The 20,904-nt window shown below is 65.5% G+C and carries 20 protein-coding genes; 15 read left to right on the top strand and 5 right to left on the bottom strand.

All coding sequences use genetic code 11. The features are described from left to right. Positions 1-22: 22 nt before the first annotated feature. The 9 genes from METLW4_RS0110125 (at position 23) to METLW4_RS0110085 (ending at position 9,245) form a co-directional block, all read left to right on the top strand. The gene (locus tag METLW4_RS0110125; RefSeq protein ID WP_018266089.1) at positions 23-376 is read left to right on the top strand and encodes an FtsB family cell division protein; all 354 of its coding nucleotides are present in this window, start codon (positions 23-25) and stop codon (positions 374-376) included. 148 nt (positions 377-524) lie between these two features. Further along, complete coding sequence (gene pdhA / locus METLW4_RS0110120; protein ID WP_018266088.1) at positions 525-1,562, top strand: pyruvate dehydrogenase (acetyl-transferring) E1 component subunit alpha; 1,038 nt, start codon at positions 525-527, stop codon at positions 1,560-1,562. Positions 1,563-1,572: 10 nt separating this feature from the next. Then, positions 1,573-2,364: a hypothetical protein gene (locus tag METLW4_RS26445; protein ID WP_157235046.1), complete on the top strand. Its 792-nt coding sequence runs from the start codon at positions 1,573-1,575 to the stop codon at positions 2,362-2,364. Next, positions 2,361-3,797 (top strand): pyruvate dehydrogenase complex E1 component subunit beta, encoded by a 1,437-nt coding sequence (locus METLW4_RS0110110; protein ID WP_018266086.1) that lies wholly within the window; start codon positions 2,361-2,363, stop codon positions 3,795-3,797. Before METLW4_RS26445 ends, METLW4_RS0110110 begins: the two co-directional genes overlap by 4 nt. 28 nt (positions 3,798-3,825) lie before the next feature. Next, positions 3,826-4,542: a hypothetical protein gene (locus tag METLW4_RS27755; RefSeq protein ID WP_157235044.1), complete on the top strand. Its 717-nt coding sequence runs from the start codon at positions 3,826-3,828 to the stop codon at positions 4,540-4,542. A gap of 67 nt (positions 4,543-4,609) precedes the next feature. Beyond that, positions 4,610-5,515: a 2-oxo acid dehydrogenase subunit E2 gene (locus tag METLW4_RS24570; RefSeq protein WP_018266084.1), complete on the top strand. Its 906-nt coding sequence runs from the start codon at positions 4,610-4,612 to the stop codon at positions 5,513-5,515. 251 nt (positions 5,516-5,766) lie between these two features. Then, positions 5,767-6,105 carry a hypothetical protein gene (locus METLW4_RS0110095; RefSeq protein WP_157235042.1) on the top strand — a complete coding sequence of 113 codons (339 nt, stop codon included), beginning with the start codon at positions 5,767-5,769 and terminating at the stop codon, positions 6,103-6,105. A 105-nt stretch (positions 6,106-6,210) separates the two neighbouring features. Continuing rightward, on the top strand, positions 6,211-6,933 hold the full coding sequence (locus METLW4_RS0110090; RefSeq protein ID WP_018266082.1) for a hypothetical protein: 723 nt from the start codon (positions 6,211-6,213) through the stop codon (positions 6,931-6,933). A 65-nt stretch (positions 6,934-6,998) separates the two neighbouring features. Then, complete coding sequence (locus tag METLW4_RS0110085; protein WP_018266081.1) at positions 6,999-9,245, top strand: primosomal protein N'; 2,247 nt, start codon at positions 6,999-7,001, stop codon at positions 9,243-9,245. Positions 9,246-9,444: 199 nt separating this feature from the next. On the opposite strand, the gene METLW4_RS0110080 is transcribed toward METLW4_RS0110085, so the two are convergent. Next, positions 9,445-10,734, bottom strand: coding sequence for a type II toxin-antitoxin system HipA family toxin (locus METLW4_RS0110080; RefSeq protein ID WP_018266080.1), 1,290 nt, complete (start codon positions 10,732-10,734; stop codon positions 9,445-9,447). Further along, entirely contained in the window at positions 10,724-11,062 is a 339-nt protein-coding gene (locus tag METLW4_RS0110075) for a helix-turn-helix transcriptional regulator (protein WP_026191407.1), read from the bottom strand. Before METLW4_RS0110075 ends, METLW4_RS0110080 begins: the two co-directional genes overlap by 11 nt. A 340-nt stretch (positions 11,063-11,402) precedes the next feature. On the opposite strand from METLW4_RS0110075, the gene hemC reads away from it, so the two are divergent. From hemC to METLW4_RS0110045, 6 genes are all read left to right on the top strand, one after another. Then, positions 11,403-12,329, top strand: a complete 927-nt coding sequence (gene hemC / locus METLW4_RS0110070) for a hydroxymethylbilane synthase (RefSeq protein ID WP_018266078.1) — start codon at positions 11,403-11,405, stop codon at positions 12,327-12,329. Beyond that, positions 12,326-13,024, top strand: coding sequence for a uroporphyrinogen-III synthase (locus METLW4_RS0110065; RefSeq protein ID WP_018266077.1), 699 nt, complete (start codon positions 12,326-12,328; stop codon positions 13,022-13,024). Before hemC ends, METLW4_RS0110065 begins: the two co-directional genes overlap by 4 nt. A 191-nt stretch (positions 13,025-13,215) precedes the next feature. After that, positions 13,216-14,004 (top strand): phytochelatin synthase family protein, encoded by a 789-nt coding sequence (locus tag METLW4_RS0110060; protein ID WP_018266076.1) that lies wholly within the window; start codon positions 13,216-13,218, stop codon positions 14,002-14,004. After that, positions 14,001-15,686, top strand: a complete 1,686-nt coding sequence (gene ggt / locus METLW4_RS0110055; RefSeq protein ID WP_018266075.1) for a gamma-glutamyltransferase — start codon at positions 14,001-14,003, stop codon at positions 15,684-15,686. Before METLW4_RS0110060 ends, ggt begins: the two co-directional genes overlap by 4 nt. A gap of 26 nt (positions 15,687-15,712) precedes the next feature. Further along, complete coding sequence (locus METLW4_RS0110050; protein WP_018266074.1) at positions 15,713-16,144, top strand: YeeE/YedE family protein; 432 nt, start codon at positions 15,713-15,715, stop codon at positions 16,142-16,144. A 3-nt stretch (positions 16,145-16,147) separates the two neighbouring features. Continuing rightward, on the top strand, positions 16,148-16,588 hold the full coding sequence (locus METLW4_RS0110045) for a DUF6691 family protein (protein ID WP_018266073.1): 441 nt from the start codon (positions 16,148-16,150) through the stop codon (positions 16,586-16,588). On the opposite strand, the gene METLW4_RS0110040 is transcribed toward METLW4_RS0110045, so the two are convergent. The 3 genes from METLW4_RS0110040 to gmd are packed head-to-tail and all read right to left on the bottom strand — an operon-like array spanning position 16,563 to position 20,863. Next, complete coding sequence (locus METLW4_RS0110040; RefSeq protein ID WP_026191405.1) at positions 16,563-18,983, bottom strand: glycosyltransferase; 2,421 nt, start codon at positions 18,981-18,983, stop codon at positions 16,563-16,565. The genes METLW4_RS0110045 and METLW4_RS0110040 overlap by 26 nt on opposite strands. Positions 18,984-18,988: 5 nt before the next feature. Then, entirely contained in the window at positions 18,989-19,837 is an 849-nt protein-coding gene (locus METLW4_RS0110035) for an aldose 1-epimerase family protein (RefSeq protein WP_026191404.1), read from the bottom strand. 39 nt (positions 19,838-19,876) lie between these two features. After that, complete coding sequence (gene gmd, locus METLW4_RS0110030; RefSeq protein WP_018266071.1) at positions 19,877-20,863, bottom strand: GDP-mannose 4,6-dehydratase; 987 nt, start codon at positions 20,861-20,863, stop codon at positions 19,877-19,879. Positions 20,864-20,904: the final 41 nt, after the last annotated feature.

The following is a 20,904-nucleotide window of genomic DNA, read 5'->3' as shown; positions in this document are numbered from 1 at the left end:
GGCCGTTAACGACGCTTATACAATGTTCGCGCAAAGTGGCGGCATGTTCGCTCGTCATGTTCTGCGCTCCTTTGTGATCCCCCTGCTGCTCTACGGAGCGGCGGGGCTCGTGGCGAGCTATTTCGTCTGGCACGGCGTCAACGGCCAGCGCGGGCTCAAGACCGGCGTCGAATATGAGCAGCGCATCGCCGAGCTGCGCGCAGAGCTCGGCGGGCTGAAGGCCGAGCGCGCCCAATGGGAGCGTAAGCTCGCGCTGGTGCGCGGCGACGTCGTCGACGCCGATATTCTGGACGAGGAGGCGCGTCTGGTGCTCGGCCGCGCGCATCGCAACGACATTGTGATTCTTACGCCCCCCGCGCCGCCCGCGCGCCGCTGAGGACAGCGCCGCGAGACCGCTCGTTTTCGTCACGCGCTCGAGCTATTCTGCCGAAGGCGGAGCCCTCGCGCGATGCGGGAGGGACGAGGGCTCGCTCACGCCTCACACGCTCCCAGATAATGTCCAACGACGACGAGGATGGGCGGCCATGCCGGCAGCGGACAGAAACGCGAAAATCGCCGATGTGGCCAGCGCCGCCGAGGGCGCGCAGGCCGAGGGCGGCATTCTGGCCTTCACGCGCGAGCAGGAGCTTTCCGCCTATCGGGCGATGCTGCTGATCCGGCGCTTCGAGGAGAAGGCCGGCCAAATGTACGGCATGGGCCTCATCGGCGGCTTCTGCCATCTCTACATCGGCCAGGAGGCGGTGGTCGTCGGCGCGCGAATGTCGGCGAAATCCACAGATCAATTCATCACCGGCTATCGCGACCATGGCCATATGCTCGCCTGCGGCATGGAGCCGAAGCGCGTGATGGCGGAGCTCACCGGGCGGCGGGGCGGCTATTCCAAGGGGAAGGGCGGCTCCATGCATATGTTCTCGCGCGAGAAGAATTTTTATGGCGGCCATGGCATCGTCGGCGCGCCGGCCCCGCTCGGCGTCGGCCTCGCTTTCGCCGATCTCTATCGCGGCGACGGCTCCGTCTCGCTGACCTTTTTCGGCGACGGCGCCGCCAATCAGGGGCAGGTCTATGAGAGCTTCAACATGGCGGAGCTCTGGAAGCTGCCCATCGTCTTCATCGTCGAGAATAATCGCTACGCCATGGGGACATCGGTGGAGCGCTCCTCGGCGCAGTCGAATTTTTCGATGCGCGGCACGGCCTTCAACATTCCCGGCCGGCAGATCGACGGCATGGATGTGCGCGCCGTCGCCGCCGCCGCGCGCGAGGCGCTCGACTGGTGCCGCGCCGGCAAGGGGCCTTTCCTCATCGAGGCGCAGACCTATCGCTATCGCGGCCATTCCATGTCCGATCCGGCGAAATATCGCTCCAAGGAAGAAGTTCAGCGCGTGCGCGAGGAGCATGATCCGATCGAGCAGGTGCGCGCCCGTCTGCTGGCCGGCGGAGCGAGCGAGGACGAGCTGAAGCAGATCGACGCCGCCGTGCGCCGCATCGTCTCCGAGGCGGCGGATTTCGCGACCAATGATCCAGAGCCCGATCCGAGCGAATTGTGGACGGATGTGGTGGTGTGAGGAGGCGGCGATGTTTGGATGGTTTCGAGGAAAGCCGCAGCCCGTGTCCGCGCCGGCTAAGCCCGCTGTCGCGGACGATTGCCGAGTCCTTTCGGATGACGACGCTCCACACTTTCAAAGAGCGCTCGAGGAGCTTGCGGGGCTCGGCCTACGCTTTAGCGCAGAATACGAGGGGCGCTTATCAGAGTTGGCCGAGGACATAGCGGAGATCGAGTCTGGACAATCTGTTCCAAAGACTTTTTCCCCGGACGACTGGGTTCGTATGGCGTTCTTCAGCGTCGTCGACTTTGAGGACGAAAACGAAACTATTGTATTCGAAAACTCTTTTCATGAACAAATCGACTACTCCGACACAGATGGCGTGGGATTGCTGCGATATGCCGAAATGGCTTGCAATCTCGTCGCTTTGACGGGCCACGACTGGATTGTCGATTCAGTGAGCATCGAAAATCGGGCAAATGGCTATCGAAGTGAGGTTTTCCTCGGTCCATCGGAGCGATCGGCGGACGAATGGAGGGAAGGCGAGGCTCCGATCGAGACCGGCGCCTCGCTCATTGTGACACTGCGAAAGGGAACGCAGGCTACTTCATTCGATCTGCGACAGAACGAACCCAAATGGCCCAATCTTCGAGCGCTCGTCCAAGGACTCGATGCGGCCCTCCCACCTTCTGCCGTTGGACGCTTCCTGATCTGGGACGGTGATAACGTCATCTATCTTCAACCTGACAAGGCGGAGAAGCTCGGGGCCTATTGCGGCGTCGAGTTTATGGCGCCCGAGGAATTCGCGAGCGCTCATCCATGACCATCAACGTCCTCATGCCGGCGCTCTCGCCCACGATGGAGCAGGGCAAGCTCGCCAAATGGCTCAAGAACGAAGGCGATAAGGTCAAGGCCGGCGATGTCATCGCCGAGATCGAGACCGACAAGGCGACGATGGAGGTGGAGGCCGTGGACGAGGGCGTGCTCGCCCGCATCCTCGTGCCGGGCGGCGCCGAGAATGTCGCCGTCAACACGCCCATCGCCGTCATCGCCGAAGAGGGCGAGGAGGTCGGCCCCGTGGAAGCTCCGCCTTCGACGCCGGCCGCTCCGGTCGAGGCCGCCGCGCCTGCGCCGGCGAAGGCGCCCGATATTCCGGCCTCCGCTCCGCAGGAGTCCGCCGTCGCCGCCTCCGTTCCCGCTGCGCCGGCGACTGTGGCCGAGCCCGCCGCTCCTTCGCCGGCCGTCGCCGTCCCCGAAATTCCCGCCGATACGACGCTCATCCCCATGACCATGCGCGAAGCTCTGCGCGACGCCATGGCGGAGGAGATGCGGCGCGATCCCAATGTCTTCGTCATCGGCGAGGAGGTCGCCGAATATCAGGGCGCCTATAAGGTCACGCAGGGGCTGCTGCAGGAATTCGGCCCGCGCCGCGTCGTCGACACGCCGATCACCGAATATGGCTTCGCCGGCCTCGCCGTCGGCGCCGCTTTCGCCGGGCTGCGGCCGATCTGCGAGTTCATGACCTTCAATTTCGCCATGCAGGCGATCGACCACATCGTCAATTCCGCGGCCAAGACGCTCTATATGTCCGGCGGGCAGATCAATTGCCCCATCGTCTTTCGCGGCCCCAATGGCGCCGCCGCCCGCGTCGCCGCGCAGCACAGCCAGGATTATGCGGCCTGGTTCTCGCAAGTGCCGGGGCTGAAGGTCGTCGCCCCCTCCAACGCCTCCGACGCCAAGGGGCTCTTGAAGAGCGCCATTCGCGATCCCAACCCGGTGGTTTTCCTCGAGAATGAGATTCTCTACGGCAAGCAATGGGATACGCCCATGCTCGAGGATTTCCTCATTCCGATCGGCAAGGCGCGCATCGCGCGGCCGGGAACGGATGTGACGCTGGTTTCCTTCTCCATCGGCGTCGCCCATTGTCTCGCCGCCGCCGAGGCGCTGGCCAAGGAGGGGATAGAGGCGGAGGTCGTCGATCTGCGCACCCTGCGGCCGATGGATGTTCCCGCCATCATCGAATCGGTGCGGAAGACCGGCCGCTGTGTCGCGGTGGAGGAGGGCTGGCCGCAATGCGGCATAGGCGCGGAGATCGCCGCCCGCGTGCAGGAGGAGGCGTTCGATTATCTCGACGCGCCGGTGCTGCGCGTCGCCGGCAAGGATGTGCCCATGCCCTATGCCGCCAATCTCGAGAAGCTGGCTCTGCCTTCCGTCGCCGAGGTGATCGCGGCGGCGAAGGCCGTTCTTTATAGATAAAGCAGGCAATCTGACGGGTGCCACTCCGATGGTCGATGAATCGCTGTTAAGCCGATTGTTGGTCGGTTTGCCAAGAGAGCCTAATGCTGCGATTTTGACGTTTGCTCGAAATATTTTATCTGCAATCGAGCAAATACGCACCTTTGACCAACGGGATAGCGTAGCTATTTATTCATTCATGACAAGATTTATACAGAAATACGATATAGTTGTCAAGATTCAGGAAAAGAGGATTATGGAAATTAGCAGTGATGATGTTGTTGTTGCCGCAAATAGGATCGTGCGATCGGAAATTTTGCTTTCTGAGGCTTCGATACTAGAAGATGTCGAAAATGCAATGTCTCGTGTTGCTCTCGATATCGACCAAGAAAGTTTTGGTATCGCCACTTTAAATGCGAATGAGAAGCAAAAAATACAAGAGCACATTCGGAAAATACGTTTGTTGATACACGAGAGTGATTTAGATATTCGCAAGAAAAATGCATTGCTCGACAGATTAAATGCGTTGTCATCTGAGGTGGATCAGTATGGAACTCGAACTGATCGGTTTTTTGCGTTCATGGGAGACATCGCTTTCGTAGCTGGAGACATGGCAAAGAAAGCCAAGCCGCTCGTGGATGAGGTCAAAGACATGATGAAAATTATCAGTCGTTCGCGGGCTCGCCAGGAGGGCGTTTCGTTGCCCCCTGGTGACGAAGCGATTCTTCTGCCGCCACCCGAGAATGTTCGAGCTGAGGACGTTTAAGATGGCGCTTTCGGGTGATGTTCGAACGAGCGCGAGTGGCCCGGAGGGACGCGAATTTTCCTCCCCCTTGGCGCGCAGGCTGGCCAAGGAAGGCGGGCTCGATCTTTCCGCGCTGAAGGGCTCCGGCCCGCATGGCCGCATCATAGAGCGCGATGTCAAATCGGCGCTCGGCTCAGGCGCGCGGCCCGTGGCGGCGGCGTCTTCGGCCCCGATGATCGAGGCGCCGACCGGAATGTCGGACGCCGTGGTGCGCCAGCTCTTCGCGCCGGGCTCCTTCACCGAGGTTCCGCATGATTCGATGCGCAAGGCGATCGCGCGGCGCATGGTCGAGGCGGTGCGCAGCATTCCGCATTTCGCGCTGCAGACCGATTGCGAGATCGACGCGCTGCTGCGTCTGCGCGAGGATTACAACAGCGCCGCGCCCAAGGGCGCGAATGGCGAGCCCGAGTGGAAGGTCTCGGTCAATGACATTATCGTCAAGGCCATGGCGCTGGCGCTCCAACATGTTCCCGACGCCAATGTCACCTTCACGCAGACGGCGATGCTGAAGCACAAATCTTCCGATGTCGGCGTCGCCGTCTCCATCCCGGGCGGGCTGGTGACGCCCATCGTGCGCAACGCCGAGACCAAGAATTTCCGCGAGATCGCGACCGAGCTGAAGGATTTGGCGCGGCGGGCGCGCGAGCGCAAGCTGAAGCCCAATGAATATGAGGGTGGAACCACCGCCGTCTCCAATCTCGGAATGTTCGGCGTCAAGAATTTCGCCGCCGTGATCAATCCGCCGCATGCGACGATTCTCGCCGTCGGCGCCGGCGAGGAGCGCATCATCGCCAGAAATGGCGCGCCCGCCGTGGCGACGATCATGAGCGTCACCCTCTCGGTCGATCACCGCGCCGTCGATGGCGCGCTGGGCGCGACGCTGCTCGCCGAATTCAAGCGGCTGATCGAGCATCCGGCCGCCATGCTCGTCTGAGCGGCGGTCCTGGGCGCGGCGCGGGAGCAGCCGCGCCGCCGATCTCCGTAATAACGCGTACAACATAACGCGAATATTTCACGAAGCTCACACGAACCTCGCGTAACCTTCGCGTAACATGATTTTTTCCAAAAATTCCTTCGACGATACGCTCTCCCGACAGGACGGTGACAGGCGCTCGCCCTATGATGGCGCGTTCGGTCATCGTCGACGCTCGGATCATGAGAGATTTGCGCGAAGGAGATTTCGAGATGGATCATATTTCGCGTGACGCTCATAAGAGCTGGCGCGACCTTTCGCTCTATCTGCCGGTCCGCGCGCGGATGCGTCCCCTTCTTCGGCGCAAGGCGCAATCCCTCGCTCACACCGGCGAGCTCCCGCCCGACTGCATCGTCACCTCTATTTTCGAGACCGGCGAATCGGTGATGTGCGTCACGCAATTCGCCTTTGGCGGCGGCGCGCGCCACACGCTCATCGCGCCGCTCGCGCAGCTCGCATTCGATCGCAGCGGACCTCTGTCGAAGGAGATCGATCTCTTGCGCGCCCGGCCCGCGCACGCCCCGGGGCGCCGGCCCGCGCCGATTTCTTAACGCTTCGTTCATCGGCTCGTGCGCGCGAGCACAGAAATCCCGCGCGCGCTCCCGCAATATCTCAGCGTTCGAGACGAACGAGAGACATTGCGACGGAGCATTGCGATGACCGATATTGCCAAGAACCTTTTCGATTTTCTCAAGAGCGTGGCCCTGGTGACGGCGATCGGCGGGCCGAGCGCCGCCGCCGGGGCCTTCGTCTATCAGCGGCCCGACTCGGCGCTGATGCTGCTCTCCAAGGTGCAGTCGGTCGAGATCGGCGATTTCAAGCTCGCGCTCGGGCAAAAGGCTTTCGAGATCAATCCCGATCTCGGCGCGAAAAAGAATTCCACGGATGATCTCGTCGCCCGCGCGCGCAACCTCGGGCCGCGCGAGGTGGAGCGGCTGATCCATCTCCTCCCGCTCGACGCCTCCGGCATGGACAAGCTCGGCGCCGATGCGATCAAATGCGACTATGAAAAAGCCGATGCGCGAACGCGCCTCTTCGCCGTCATCGACAAATCGCTGGAAGAGAAAAATCTGATCGAGATCACGCGGCGGGACGATCTGATCGCTCAAAAGACGCATGACGTCTATGGCCCTCCGAGCGCTTGCTATCGTGTCGTCGTCACCGCGCTCGGCGCCGATGTGAAGTCGATGATCGTCTCCGAATTGACCCGCTATTTCACCAGCGAGCTAGATGTGGGAGCGCCTCCCGCAGCCGTCAAGCCCGCGAACGTGATGCCCGCGATCGACAAGCCGGCGCTCAATAAGCCGGTGAGCGAGCGGAGCCGGACGAAATTCGCCCAGCCCCGCCGCGATGCGGCGGAACGGATCGCCGCCCGCTGAGCGTTCCGCGAAAATCATGCGTGAAGCGGTTCCCAACGCGCTCGAAAACGCTCTAAGACAGCGCCATGAACGGCGAGGCGGACAGGAGCGAAGGGGCGCAGATCGTCGAGATCCTGCTGCCGGTGGCCGTCGATATGGCCTATTCCTATTACGCGCCGCCGGCGCTGCGCCTTTCGCCGGGAGATTGCGTCGAGGTCCCGCTTTCGACGCGCAAATCCTTCGGCGTCGTCTGGTCGGTCGCGCCGGCGGGCGGCGCCGGGCCGGGCAATCTCAAATCCGTCATCGCCAAATATGACCGGCCGCCGCTGGGCGAGACATTGCGCGGCTTTGTCGATTGGGTGGCGCGCTGGACCTTGGCGCCGCGCGGCATGGCGCTGCGCCTCGCCACGCGCGCGGTGGAGGAGGCGGCGCCGGAGACGCCCCGCGTGGGCTATCGGCTCTCCGGCCCGCCGCCCGAGCGCATGACGGCGGCGCGGGCGCGCGTCATAGAGGCGGCGGAGGGCGGCCTCACTTTCTCCAAGGGCGAGCTCGCCCGTGCGGCGGCCTGCTCCAATGGCGTCGTGGACGCGCTGGTCGACGCCGGCGCGCTCGAGGCCGTCGCTCTGCCGCCCGAGCCCGTCGCCGCGGCGCTCGATCCCGATTTCGCGCGCGCGCCGCTGGAGGCCGAGCAGCTCGCGGGCGCCGAGGCGTTGACGAGCGCGGTGGAGCAGGGCGGCTATCGGCCCTTTCTGCTGGAGGGCGTCACCGGCGCCGGCAAGACGGAGGTCTATTTCGAGGCCGTCGCGGCGGCTCTGCGCGCGGGCGGGCAGGCGCTGGTCTTGATGCCGGAGATCGCGCTCACCGCGCAATTCCTCGAGCGTTTCGCCGCGCGCTTCGGGGCCAAGCCCGCCGAATGGCATTCCGGCGTCTCCGAGCGCAAGCGCGCGCGGCTGTGGCGCGGCGTCGCCCTGGGCGAGGTGAAGGTGGTGGCCGGCGCGCGCTCGGCGCTGTTCCTGCCCTTCTCGAATTTGCGGCTCATCGTCGTCGATGAGGAGCATGAGGCCGCCTATAAGCAGGAGGATGGCGTCGCCTATCACGCCCGCGACATGGCGGTGGTGCGCGCGCGGCTCGAGGGCGCGACCATCGTGCTCGCCTCGGCGACGCCTTCCATCGAGACGCGCGTGAATGCGCAGAGCGGCCGCTATGGCTATTTGCGCCTCACCGCCCGCGCCAACGCGAGGCCCATGCCGCGCATAGAGGCGATCGACATGCGCGCCAATGGGCCGGAGCGCGGACGTTGGCTCGCGCCGCGGCTGGTGGCGGAGGCGCAGGAGACGATCGCCCGCGGCGAGCAGGTTCTGTTCTTCCTCAATCGACGCGGCTATGCGCCGCTCACGCTCTGCCGCAGCTGCGGCCATCGCTTCCGCTGCGAGAATTGCGACGCCTGGCTCGTGGAGCATCGCTTTCGCCGCGCGCTGGTCTGCCATCATTGCGGCCATGTCGAGCGCCGCCCGCACATATGCCCGGAATGCGAGGCGGAGGATTCGCTCACCGCCTGCGGGCCGGGCGTCGAGCGGCTCGCCGAAGAGGCGGCGATCCTCTTTCCCGACGCCCGCACTCTGGTGCTCTCCTCGGATTTTCCCGGCGGGCAGGAGCGCTTGCGCCGCGAGCTCGCCGAGATCGCAGCCGGCTCTTTCGATATCGTCATCGGCACGCAATTGGTGGCGAAGGGGCATAATTTCCCCTTTCTCACCCTGGTCGGCGTCGTGGACGCCGACAGCGGTCTCGGCAGCGGCGATCCCCGCGCCGCCGAGCGCACGTTTCAGCTGCTGAACCAGGTGACCGGCCGCGCCGGCCGCGGCGAGAAGCCCGGCCGCGCGCTGATCCAGAGCTGGCAAGCCGACCACCCGGTCATTCGCGCCATTCTCTCCGGCGAGGCGGAGGCGTTCTACGCGCAGGAGACGCGATTGCGCGAGCGCGCCGGCCTGCCGCCCTTCGGGCGCCTCGCGGCGCTGATCGTCTCGGCCAAGGACGCCGGCGCCGCCGAGACCCATGCGCGCGCTCTGGCGCGGGCGGGGCATTCGCTGCCTTCCACCGATCGCTATCGCGTCGCCCCGGCCGGCGGCCTGCCGGAGGCCGATGAGATCGTCGTGCTCGGCCCGGCCGAGGCGCCCATCTCGCTCATTCGCGGGCGCTATCGTTTCCGCCTGCTGGTGAAGGCGCCCAAAAGCGCCGATCTGCAGGCCTATCTGCGCGCCATGCTGGCGGCGGCGCCCAAGGAGCGCGGCGGCGTGCGCGTGGCGGTGGACGTCGATCCGCAGAGCTTTTGGTGATGTAGGAAAACGATCCCCCGTCCTGAGGCGCTTTTTGCGGAACGCAAAAAGCCTCGAAGGATGCTCCACGCGGGCGGCGGCCCGACCTTTCGAGACGCCTGCTGCGCAGGCTCCGCGGGGCGAGGGACTGTTGTCGAGCCCACGCATCGCTGGCGAACCTATGCGCCCGCGCGAGCGCGCACCATTGGCCGGACGCATGCTAGACATCGCGTTCCAGCGCGGCAATCGCCTGCGGCGCATCCTCGAAAGCATAAGGATTGAGGAAGGTTCGCCGCCACAGCTGTTTGCGATCGATCGAGGAAAGCTCGGCCTCTTCGGCGATTTCGCCGAATTTCGCATAGACCCCTCTGATCTGCGCTTCGATGAGCTCGCTCGCAGCCTTCGCGCTCAACTGGAACTGCGGCGCAGCCAACAGGCAGACCGCAAGCGTGCTGGCGCTGTGCTCGCCGATGATCCGCATAGCCTGATTGGCCTCGCGCCCGGTGCGGCGTTGCGGGCAGATGTCGTAGGCAGGCGTCAGGGACAGCTTTTTGCCATCCCAGAACGCGGCATGATTGCGCGCGTGATCGTCGTTATTGCCGCAGAGCACATTGAACACCATCCGGCCAAACAGTTCGCGCAAGCTCGCCTTTGGCGTCGTGAACCTCGTGCGAATGATCTGCGCCAACTCCTCGTAGGACGCATAGCGCCCCGTCATCTCATCGAGCCCGAGCATGGTCAGCGCCGACACCATCGATTTGCGCGCCCAGCCCGCCGGCGTTCGGACGCGATCGAAGCGCTCGATCAGCAACACGTCCTTACCCGCCGATTTTTCAAGCCGCACTGGCGCAACCGTCAGCCCCAGATGCTCGGCGAGGCGCATGGCGATGAATTCGGCTTTCACGACATTGATCAGATCGTTGCTCGATGAGAACTTCGCGATGAATTTCGCCTCGGGGGCGTCGATCGCCGCTTTCGGGCGCGCGCCGCCGAGACTGGTGCCATGGAACAGCGCGCGTTCCAGCTCAGGCGTTACGGGAACGCCGCTTTCCACGCGTTCGGCGATCGATTGAAGTTCTTCCAGCGTCGCGACCGCGCCCGCGCGCGCCTCGAACGTTTTGGCGGAAGTCTGAAAATCGAGAGCGCCTATCCGGTCCGAAGCCGATTGCAGCATATAGCTCAGCTCATCGAGCGTATCGACGTCGATGTTGCCGCCCTTTGCGCCAAACAACCGATTGATGATGACGCGACGGCCCCAGGCGTCGGGCGATCCGTCCCGTAGGCACCCTGCGATGGTCAGCGTGCCGTCGGGAAAAATGGCGCCACGCCTCAGCGGCAATTCCGGGTCATAAATCGCGATGGCGTCGTTCCGCTGCAAATAGGACTGACCGTAGTTGAAGACATATCGATCGTCCTCTCGTTCGATGAGGCCGGCGACCACCGGATCGACGGCGCCCGGCAGCCAGATCCACACATAAGCTTCTTTCGGCGCGGCCTTCTCAGAAGTCATCCTTCACCGACTTTTCCTTCGGGCGCGCAGAGCGCGAGAGCAGCGTCAGCTTTTGCGCCAACATGTCGTTGCTGAGGGTCATGGCGGCGCGATCGAGATCGAACAGCCGAATTCCGACCAGCGACGCCACTTCGAATGCTGCGCCGATCGAACAGCCGGGATCGCCTCGCTCGATCCGCTGCAACAGCCCCCGCGAAACACCCGCGCGCTCAGCCAGCTCGCTGATGGTCTCCTTGCGCCCAATCCGGCTTTCGCGGATCAGGCGACCGAGATAGGTCACTGCCTCTGAGGCGTAGCGAGAGGTGGCCCGGTGCACAGGCTTGGGCATTCGATGATCCATTAATGAGACTCGACAGCCTCCTGCGGCCGTTTTATGGATCATGCGCCCACAAAAAGGGAAGAGTCAATGAGTGATCTATAAATAGATCATTAGCTTGCTTAGTGATCTGTTTATGGCCCTCCCGCTCCCTCCGCGAGCCTCGACCGCTAATGCCACTCGAGGTGCGGTTCCGCAGGACTATGCGCGCGCAACGTTCCCGGAGGTCTGCGCATGTCGTGGCGACGCAGCGAGGTCGATGCGGACGTCCGCTGCCATGAGTTCCCGCCCGCTTGTAGCCCGGCCGCTTTTCCCTATAGTCCGCTCGACAATTCCCACGGCGGACGAGGCTATGACGACCACACAATTGCGCATCGGCACACGCGGCAGCCCTCTCGCTCTGGCGCAGACGCGGCAGCTGCGGGCCTTGCTGGCCGCGGCGCTCGGCCTCGAGGCGGAGACGCTGCCGATCGAGGTCATCCGCACCACGGGAGACATGATCCAGGACCGGCCGCTCTCGGAATCGGGCGGCAAGGGGCTGTTCACCAAGGAGCTGGACGTCGCCCTCATCGAGGGGCGCATCGATCTCGCCGTGCATTCCTCCAAGGATTTGCCGACGCATCTGCCGCCTCAGATCGCCATCGCCGGCTATCTCCCGCGCGAGGATGTGCGCGACGCCTGGATCGGCCGCAAGGGCGCGACGCTGGACGCGCTGCCGAAGGGCGCGGTGGTGGGCACGGCCTCGCTGCGGCGCGGCGCGCAGGTGAAACGGCTGCGGCCGGATGTCTCTATCGTGCTGCTGCGCGGCAATGTCGAGACCAGGCTGCGCAAGGTCGAGAGCGGCGAGGTGGACGGCACGCTGCTGGCGCTCGCCGGGCTCAAGCGGCTCGGCCTCGAGCGCCACGCCACCGCCATTCTGCCGATAGAGGATTTTCTTCCTGCCGCCGGGCAGGGCGCCATCGCTGTCACCAAGCGCGCCGGCGACGGCAAGGTTCGCGAGGCTCTGGCCGCCATTCTCGATCCGGCGACCGCCGCCGCGCTCGCCGCCGAGCGCGCCTTTCTCACCGTGCTGGACGGCTCCTGCCGCACGCCCATCGCCGCCCATGGGAAGCTCATCGGCGAAGAGATCGAGTTTCATGGCCTGGCGCTGCGGGCGGATGGCTCGCAGGTTTATGAGGCGCGCCGGCGCGGGCCGGCCATAGACGCCGCGCTGATCGGCGACGCCGCCGCCAATGAGATTTTGCTGCGCCTGCCCAATGGAGTCGCGGGTCTCACATGAGGCGCGTTCTCGTCACGCGGGCGAGAGAGGACGCCGAGCGCACGGCGGAAGAGTTGCGGCGGCGCGGCTTTGCGCCGCTGATCGCGCCGGTTCTGGAGATCGCCGCCACGGGCGCGCCGGTTCCGGCCGGCTTCGACGCGGTTCTGGCGACCAGCGCCCGCGCGGTCCAATTCGCCGAAGGGCTCGCGGCCTTGCGCGCGCCGTTTTTCGTCGTCGGCGCCAAGACGGCGGCAGCGCTGTCCGCGCACGGCGCGATGGTGGAGGCGAGCGCGCCCGATGTGGCGGCGCTGACTCGTCTGCTCGGCGCGCGCTTTTCGGCGCCGGCGCGTTTTCTCTATCTCGCCGGCCATGATCGCAAGGACGATCTCGAGAGCTTTTTGCGCGCGCGCGGCCATGCGGCGACAGTGGTCGAGACCTATGAGGCGCGCGCCGTCGCCGCTCTCGCGCAGGACGCCTGCGCCGCTCTGGCGGCCGGCGAGCTGGAGGCCGCGCTGCATTATTCGGCGCGCAGCGCGTCGATCCTCCTCGCTCTGGCGGAGGCCGCCGGCGTCTCGGCCGCGCTCCGCGCGCGCGTCACGCATTTCGCTCTGTCCGAGGATGTCGCGCGCGTGCTGCGCGCCGCCGGCTGCGCCAATGTGCGCGTCGCCGCGACGCCGGATCAGGCGAGCCTATTGGTCGCGCTCGAGGCGCAATAAAGCCGCCTTTGCGGGATGAGAATTGCATGGCGCCGCGCGCGCCTCTAGCTTGTGTCGGCGCGACCTCGACGGTCCGCTTCTCCGAGGATGAAATGACGAAGACGTGGATCTCATACGGCTTCCGTGTGGCGGGGTCGTCATTGCGAGGAGCGGAGCGACGAAGCCATCCAGAGCCGCCTCATGGCTGTGGATTGCTTCGCTTCGCTCGCAATGACGGCCGGGGCGGTCGCGCGGAAACGATCTCGCGGCGGCGTTCGGCCGCTGTTCTCGCGCTTCTCTTTTGCGCGATCGCCGCCGCAGTCTCGCCGGCGCTGGCGGAGCGGCTGCCGCTTTCGGACAATCTCGTCGATCTGCGCAGCGCGCAGGGGCGCGAATGGTTTCTCGAATCGGAGGCGCGCGAGGCCTATTGGCCGCTCTCCTCGGAATTCGTCACGCAGAAGAACGGCTCCTTCTGCGGCGTCGCCACTCTGGCGATGCTGCTCAACGCGCTCGACATTCCCGCGCCCGCCGGCGGCGAGGGGCAGGGGAGCTTCTCGCAGGACAATCTGTTCAGCGAGAAGACCGAGGCGGTGGTGAAGCAGGAGAGCATTTTGCGCCGGGGCATGACGCTCGACGAGTTCGGCGGCCTCGTCGCCAGCTTCGGCCTCGAGGCCAAGGTCGTGCATGCGGGGCAGAGCTCGCTCGGCGAGTTTCGCGCCAGCGCGATCGAGCAGCTCTCGCGCAAGCGGCGCCATGTCGTCGTCAATTATCAGCGCGCCGCGCTCGGCCAGACGCGCAGCGGGCACATATCGCCGCTCGCCGCCTATGACGCCAAGACGGATCGCTTCCTGCTGCTCGATGTCGCGCGCTACAAATATCCGCCCGTATGGGTCGCGGCGGCGGAACTGTTCGACGCGATGAGCACGATCGACGGCGGCAATGACGGGCGCAGCCGCGGCTATGTCCTCATCGGCCCGCAGGCGGGAATAGGCGAAAAATGAGCGACGCGCGAATGCGAGCAATTCTCTCCCTCTGCTTCTCCGCTCTCGCTTTCGCCACTGCCGCCGAGCCCGTCGCGACCGGGCGGCGCGGCATGGTGGTGAGCGAGCATCGTCTCGCCAGCGACATTGGGCTCGACATATTGAAGGCGGGCGGCAACGCCATCGACGCCGCCGTCGCCGTCGGCTATGCGCTCGCCGTCGCGCATCCCTGCTGCGGCAATCTCGGCGGCGGCGGCTTTCTGCTGGCGCAGCTGCCGGGGCAGGGCGTGCGCTTCCTGGATTTTCGCGAGACCGCGCCCGCGGCCGCCGGCGCCGATCTCTTTCTCGACGCAAAAGGCGCCGTGGATAAAGACGTGAGCCGCAGCGGCTATCGCGCCGTGGCGGTTCCCGGAACGGTGATGGGCCTCGAGACCGCCCACGCCAAATACGGCCGCCTGCCGCGCGAGAAAATCATCGCGCCGGCGATCGCGCTCGCCGAGCAGGGGTTTGTTCTCGAGGACGCCGATATTCGCGTGCTGCGCGCGGCGACGCGGCTGAAGGACAGTCCCGCGGCGGCGAAGATTTTTTCGCGCGCGGACGGCTCGCCTCTGCAGGCCGGCGATCGGCTGATTCAGAGCGATCTCGCGCGTCTGTTGCGGGAGATCGCGGCGCAGGGGCCGCGCGCCTTTTATGAAGGGCGCATTCCGCAGGCGATCGAGCGCGCCGCGCACGCCGAGAATGGCGTGATCGCGGAACAGGATTTCGCGATCTATGAGGTCATGGAGCGCACGCCGATTCATTGCGCCTATCGCGGCTATGATTTCTATTCCGCCGCGCCGCCGAGCTCGGGCGGCGTCGCGCTGTGCGAAATATTGAACATTCTCGAAGGCCATGATCTCGCCGCGCTCGGCTTTCACTCGCCGCAATCCTCGCATCTTCTCGTCGAGGCGGAGCGGCGCGCCTTCTTCGATCGCAACAATTCGCTCGGCGATCCCGATTTCGTCAGCAATCCCGTCGCGCGTCTCACCTCGCGATCCTATGCGGCGGAGCTGCGCGCCGGCATTTCTCCCGATCATGCGACGCGCTCTGTCGATCTCGCGCAAGGCTCCGCGCCGCGCGAGCGCTTGCAGACGACGCATTATTCCATCGTCGATGGCGAGGGCGGCGCTGTCTCCGTCACCTACACGCTCAACGGCTATTTCGGCGCGCAGGTGATGGCGCCGGAGACGGGCGTGCTGCTCAATGACGAGATGGACGACTTTTCCGCCGCGCCCGGCGCCGCCAATGGCTTCGGCCTCGTGCAGGGAAGCGCCAACGCCATAGCGCCGGGCAAGCGGCCGCTCTCCTCCATGTCGCCGACCATTGTGATGAAGGGCGGCAAGGTCGCGCTGGTTCTCGGCAGCCCCAATGGGCCGCGCATCATATCGGTGACGCTGCAGACGGCGCTCAATGTCATCGATCATCATATGTCGTTGGCGCAGGCGGTGGCGGCGCCGCGCATCCATCATCAATGGCTGCCGGATGTCGTGCTGGCCGAGCCCGGCGCGCTCTCGGAGGAGACGCGCCGGCGGCTCGAGGCAATGGGACATAAAATAGAAGATCACGCGCCCTTCGGCGCATCGGAGGCGATAGCGATCAGCGAAGGCGCGATGACGGGCGTCAATGATCCGCGCTCCGCGGCGGGATCGGCGCGCGGCTATTGAGCCGAGGCGGGGAACGGAGGACGAGAATGCAGATCGATTGGGCCAATTTCACGCCGTGGAGCGCGGCCGCGGGCGGCGTGGCGATCGGGCTCGCAGCCGGCCTCATGATCCTGCTGCTCGGACGCATAGCGGGGATCAGCGGCATCGTCGCCGGCCTGCTGCAGCCCGTGAAGGGCGATGCGGCCTGGCGCCTCGCCTTCGTGCTCGGCCTCGTCGCATCGGCCGCGCTTCTGCGCGTCCTCGGCGCGGCGCAGACGCCGGTCTTCGACATAGGCTATGGCGCGACCATCCTCGCCGGCCTGCTCGTCGGCTTCGGCGCGCGGCTCGGCGGCGGCTGCACCAGCGGGCACGGCGTCTGCGGCCTGTCGCGCCTGTCGCCGCGCTCGCTCGCCGCCACCGCCGCCTTCATGACGAGCGGCGCGCTCACCGTTTTCATTCTGCGCCACATAATGGGCTGAGCCATGACGAGATCGACCATAGCCGCTTTCGCCATCGGCCTTTTGTTCGGCCTCGGACTCTGCGTCTCCGGCATGATTCTGCCGAGCAAGGTGAAGGGCTTTCTCGACATCGCCGGCGCTTGGGATCCGTCGCTGGCCTTCGTCATGGGCGGCGCCATTGCCGTCGGGCTGATCGCCTTTCGCTTCGCCCGCACCCGCTCGCGCGCGCTGCTCGGCGAGGAGATGCGTCTGCCGACGAGCAAGGCCATAGACGCGCCGCTGCTGCTCGGCTCGGCCATATTCGGCGTGGGCTGGGGGCTCGGCGGCGTCTGTCCCGGACCGGCGATCGTCGATCTCGCCTTTCTCGATCCGCAGATCATTCTCTTCGTTATCGCAATGCTCGTGGGCATGGCGCTCGAGAAGAGCGCGCGTGGCCTGCTCAGCGGAGCGCGCCGCGGCGCATGATCTCCTTTATGCGCGCGTCGAGCCTTTGCGCGAAAGCGTCGGTCGAGAAGCGCGTTTCGGCGAGCAGGCGCGCCGCCGCGACCTTGGCCTCGCGCGCCGCGCGGTCGTGGAAGACGGCGCGCATCGCCGCGACGGCGCCCGTGTGATCGGGCTCGGCCCAGCGTTGATCGCCGCGCATGCGCGGATATTCGCCGGGGCCGACGGGAACGAGGCGATAGGGCGCGAGAAAGGCCGTGGAATCGTCGCAAAATTCCATATTGCCGGAATAAGCGGTGGCGATCACCGGCGTCTCCAGCGCCATCGCCTCCAGCATATGATAGCCGAAGCCCTCGGCGCGATGCAGCGAGACATAGCAATCGGCGCCTTCGATCAGCGCCATCTGCTCCGCATCGTCGAGAATGCGATCGACGAGGACGATGCGCTCGCATTCGGCCACGACATTGCGAATGGAGCGCCACACATCCATCTCGCGCGGCGCGCGCACGCGATCGACGCTATGCGTCTTGATGACGAGCTTGACCTTCGGCTCATGCCGAAAGGCGGCGAGAAAAGCGCGCATCACGCCGAGCGGATTCTTGCGATAGACGCCGGAGAGCGCGTCGCAGGAGGCGAGAAAGACGAATTCATCGTCGCGCGCTATGCCCGCATAGGCGAGCGCGCGCGCCGCCGCGCGACCCTTTTTGCGCACGGCCCGCGCCGATGTGCCGACCGTATGAGTGGGCCGATGGGCGGCCAGCGTCTCTCTCGTGAAGTCCGAGGCCGACCAGAGCTCGTCGACGAGCGTCAGGCCGAGCATTTGCGCCGGATGCGGCGTCGCCATCTCGAGATAGGGAAAGCCGATGAGCCGTCCGTCCGACCATAGGTCCGGCAGATAGGCGATGGCGCTCGGCAGCTCCTCCAGATTGAGATGAAGAATATTGATCTTCGCGCGATGCAGAGTCGTCGGCGGCGGCGTGGCGTCCTCGCGCACGCAATTGGGATAATCGAGGGTGAAGTCGCAGAGCCGCAGCGAATAATCGAGGCGCTCGAGCGCGGCGGCGAGCGCGCGGCAGCTGTCCGCTATGCCGAGCTGCCGGCTGAACGGGCCGATGAGCTGAATGTCGACGCGCTCGCCGCGCGGCGCCGGCAGCGTCGCCGAATGCGCGCGATGGCCGGCGGGCGTGCGCGAGCGATAGCGCCGCGCGCCGAAATCATAGCCAAGCGTCTCGATCGAGGCGCGCCAATGCGCGACATCGACGCCGCCGGCGCCGAAGAGGCGTCGCGATTCTTCGTCGAATGGCGCGGCGCCCGCCTGTGGCGTCAAAAACGCCGCGAGCCAATCCGGCGGAATGAAGCGCAGATAATGCGGCGCGCGGGCGGAAAAGAGCAGCACGGCGAAATAGGCCGCGCGCCGCTCGCTCTCCTGCGCGAGATTTGCGCCGCGTAGATTGGGATGCGCGTCGACAAAGCGCGTCATGAAGAGGGAGAGCGGGAAGCGCGCGTCCGTTTCCTCATGGGAGCGCAGCAGCGCCTCATGCGCCGGCGCGATGAGGCAATCTTCGACATTGAAGGCGGCGGCGCCATAGGCGGCCCAGCGGAATATCGCCTCGAGCCGCGCATCCGCGCTGGCGTCTCGCGGCGTCTGCGCGAAGAGGCGCATCGCGCGGCTCGGCGCGAGACGATCTTGCGCCGTCGGTCCCTCGTCGAGGAAGGCGATGTCGCCCGCGGAGAGCGGTATGCGCAATGGGCGGCGCGCGCGGCCGTAGAATTCGACATAATGCGCGAGAAAAGCCTCGCGATCGGCGATCGAGATCGTCGCGTCGAATTGATCGGCGAGGTCCCATTTGTAGCGATTCTGGTCGAGATAGGCGCAGAGCGCCTCGCCGAGAACGGGCGCGGGCGCAGGGACGGGCGTCGGCGCGAACAAGAGCTCCGTGGCGCGCAGGGGCGAGGGATCGGCGGGCGCAGCGATGTCGCCGGCGGCATCGTCGCGAAAGGCCCCGGCGAAAGTCGCGCGCAGGTAGTCATCGCGGCCGAGGCGGCGCGCGAGGAGCGGGCGCTTTGCCGTCGCGGTCAGCTCGAAGGGCGTTTCGGCGAGGGCGCGGACGCCGATCCGCGTCTCGGCGCCGCGCAGCAGAACGGGCGGAATTTTGATATCGAAGCCATGGCGGCCGTCGCCGAAGCCATGGGCGACGAGATCGTCGCGCGGCCGATCCGCCAATTGCTGGGCGACGAAAACGCCATCGGCGAAAATATCGACCAGCACGCGCCGGCCCGCATGCGCGGGGCAATAGGCCCAGCCGCGAATGACGCCATCGGCGGCGCCGTCCAGTCGGCCGACAATGTCGAGATCGCCCGTCGGAAGGCCGAGCGAGCGTCGCAGCAGCTTGATCGCATGGCGCTTGGCGACGCCCATGATGCTCAGCCTATCTCTATGCGCAGAGTGAAATCGCGCCTCTCGCCGGGCCATGCACGCGCGATGCCGGGCTTCTCGTCGAGCGGGCCGGCGAAGCCGACCGGCGAATCATAGCCATGCCAGGGCTCGATGCAGAGGAAATCCGCGCCGGGCTTGGACCAGAGGCCGAGATGCCGGAAGCCGTCCCAGGCGATTTGCACGGATCGCCCGCTGCCGCAGCAATAGACGAGGCTTTTGCTCGTCAGAGCGTCGAAGATGATCGCGTCATCGGCGAACAGCTCCTCCCGCAGCGCCAACGTTCGCCCCTCGACCGGCGAATCCTTCATGCGGCCGAGCAGCCCGCCGGTGAGCTTGCGGATCGGCGCCGGCTCATGGCGCTCGAAATTGATGCGGCTCTGCGTTTTGGCGGCGTCGCCGAGCGGCCAGCGAAAGGCCGGATGCGCGCCGATGGAAAAATACATGTCCGCGTCGCCGAGATTGGTCACGCTATGGCGAATGTCGAGACGCGGACCGTCGAGGGTGAATTCCACCTCGAGCAGGAATTCGAAAGGGAAAATCGCGCGCGTCGCGTCGCTGGCGCGCAGGGCGAAACGCGCCGAATGCGGAGACGCCTCGACGATGGCGAACTGGCTGTCGCGCGCGAAGCCATGCTTCGGCATCGCATAGCTGTGGCCGCGGTAATCATAGCGGTCTTGCGCCAACCGGCCGACGATCGGGAACAGCAGCGGACTATGCTTGGGCCAGCTCGGCTCGCCAGCCCAGAGATAATCCACGCCGTCGCGCGTGCGCAGCGATTGCAGCTCCGCGCCTTTTGAAGAAATGTAAGCGGCGAGGCCGTCCGAGGACAAGGCCACGCCGTCTCGTTGCTCGTTCATGGGCCCGGACACGGGCCCTCAGGCGTTCGTCTGATGCTTCAGCCGCTCGAGATCGGCGTCGACCATCTCGCGAATGAGCGCATCGAGCGATGTCTCGGGCGCCCAGCCCAGCGCCTTGCGCGCCTTGCTGGAATCGCCGAGCAGAATGTCCACTTCCGCCGGGCGGTAGAATTTCGGATCGATCACCACATGCGCATCCATGTCGAGGCCGGCATGGGCGAAGGCGATGCGGCACATGTCGCGCACAGTGGTGGTGACGCCCGTCGCCACCACATAATCGTCAGGCGTCTCCTGCTGCAGCATCAGCCACATGGCGCGCACATAATCGCGCGCATGGCCCCAGTCGCGCTTGGCGTCTATGTTGCCGAGGCGCAGCTCCTTGGCGAGGCCGAGCTTTATGCGCGCCACGCTATCCGTCACCTTGCGGGTGACGAATTCTATGCCGCGCAGCGGGCTCTCATGATTGAAGAGAATGCCCGAGGAGGCGTGCATGCCGAAGCTCTCGCGATAATTGACCGTGATCCAATGGCCATAGAGCTTGGCGACGGCGTAAGGCGAGCGCGGATAGAAGGGCGTCTTCTCGCTCTGCATCGGCTCCTGAATGAGGCCGTACATCTCGGAGGAGGAGGCCTGATAGAAGCGCGCGCCGGGGGCGCCGAGCCGCAACGCCTCGAGCATATTGGCGACGGCGACGGCGGTGATGTTGGCGGTGAGAATGGGCTGGCGCCAGGAGGAGGCGACGAAGGATTGCGCGGCGAGATTGTAGACCTCGTCCGGCTTCACCTCCTGCACGATGCGCAACAGGCTGGAGAGATCGCTAAGATCGCCGTCGAGCAGCTGCACGTCATTGGCGACGCCGAGCCAGCGCAGGCGATGGTCCTCGACGCCGCGGTGCGAGGAGCGGCGGATCACGCCAGAGACTTCATACCCTTTGCCGAGCAGAAGCTGTGCGAGATAGGCCCCGTCCTGTCCGGTAATGCCCGTCAGCAGCGCGCGTTTCGTCATGCACCCCTCTTAATTCAAATCCACTTTCGCGGCTTTTATCA

Source organism: Methylosinus sp. LW4 (assembly GCF_000379125.1).
GTDB lineage: Bacteria > Pseudomonadota > Alphaproteobacteria > Rhizobiales > Beijerinckiaceae > Methylosinus.
This window is presented reverse-complemented; position numbering and strand designations above follow the sequence as displayed.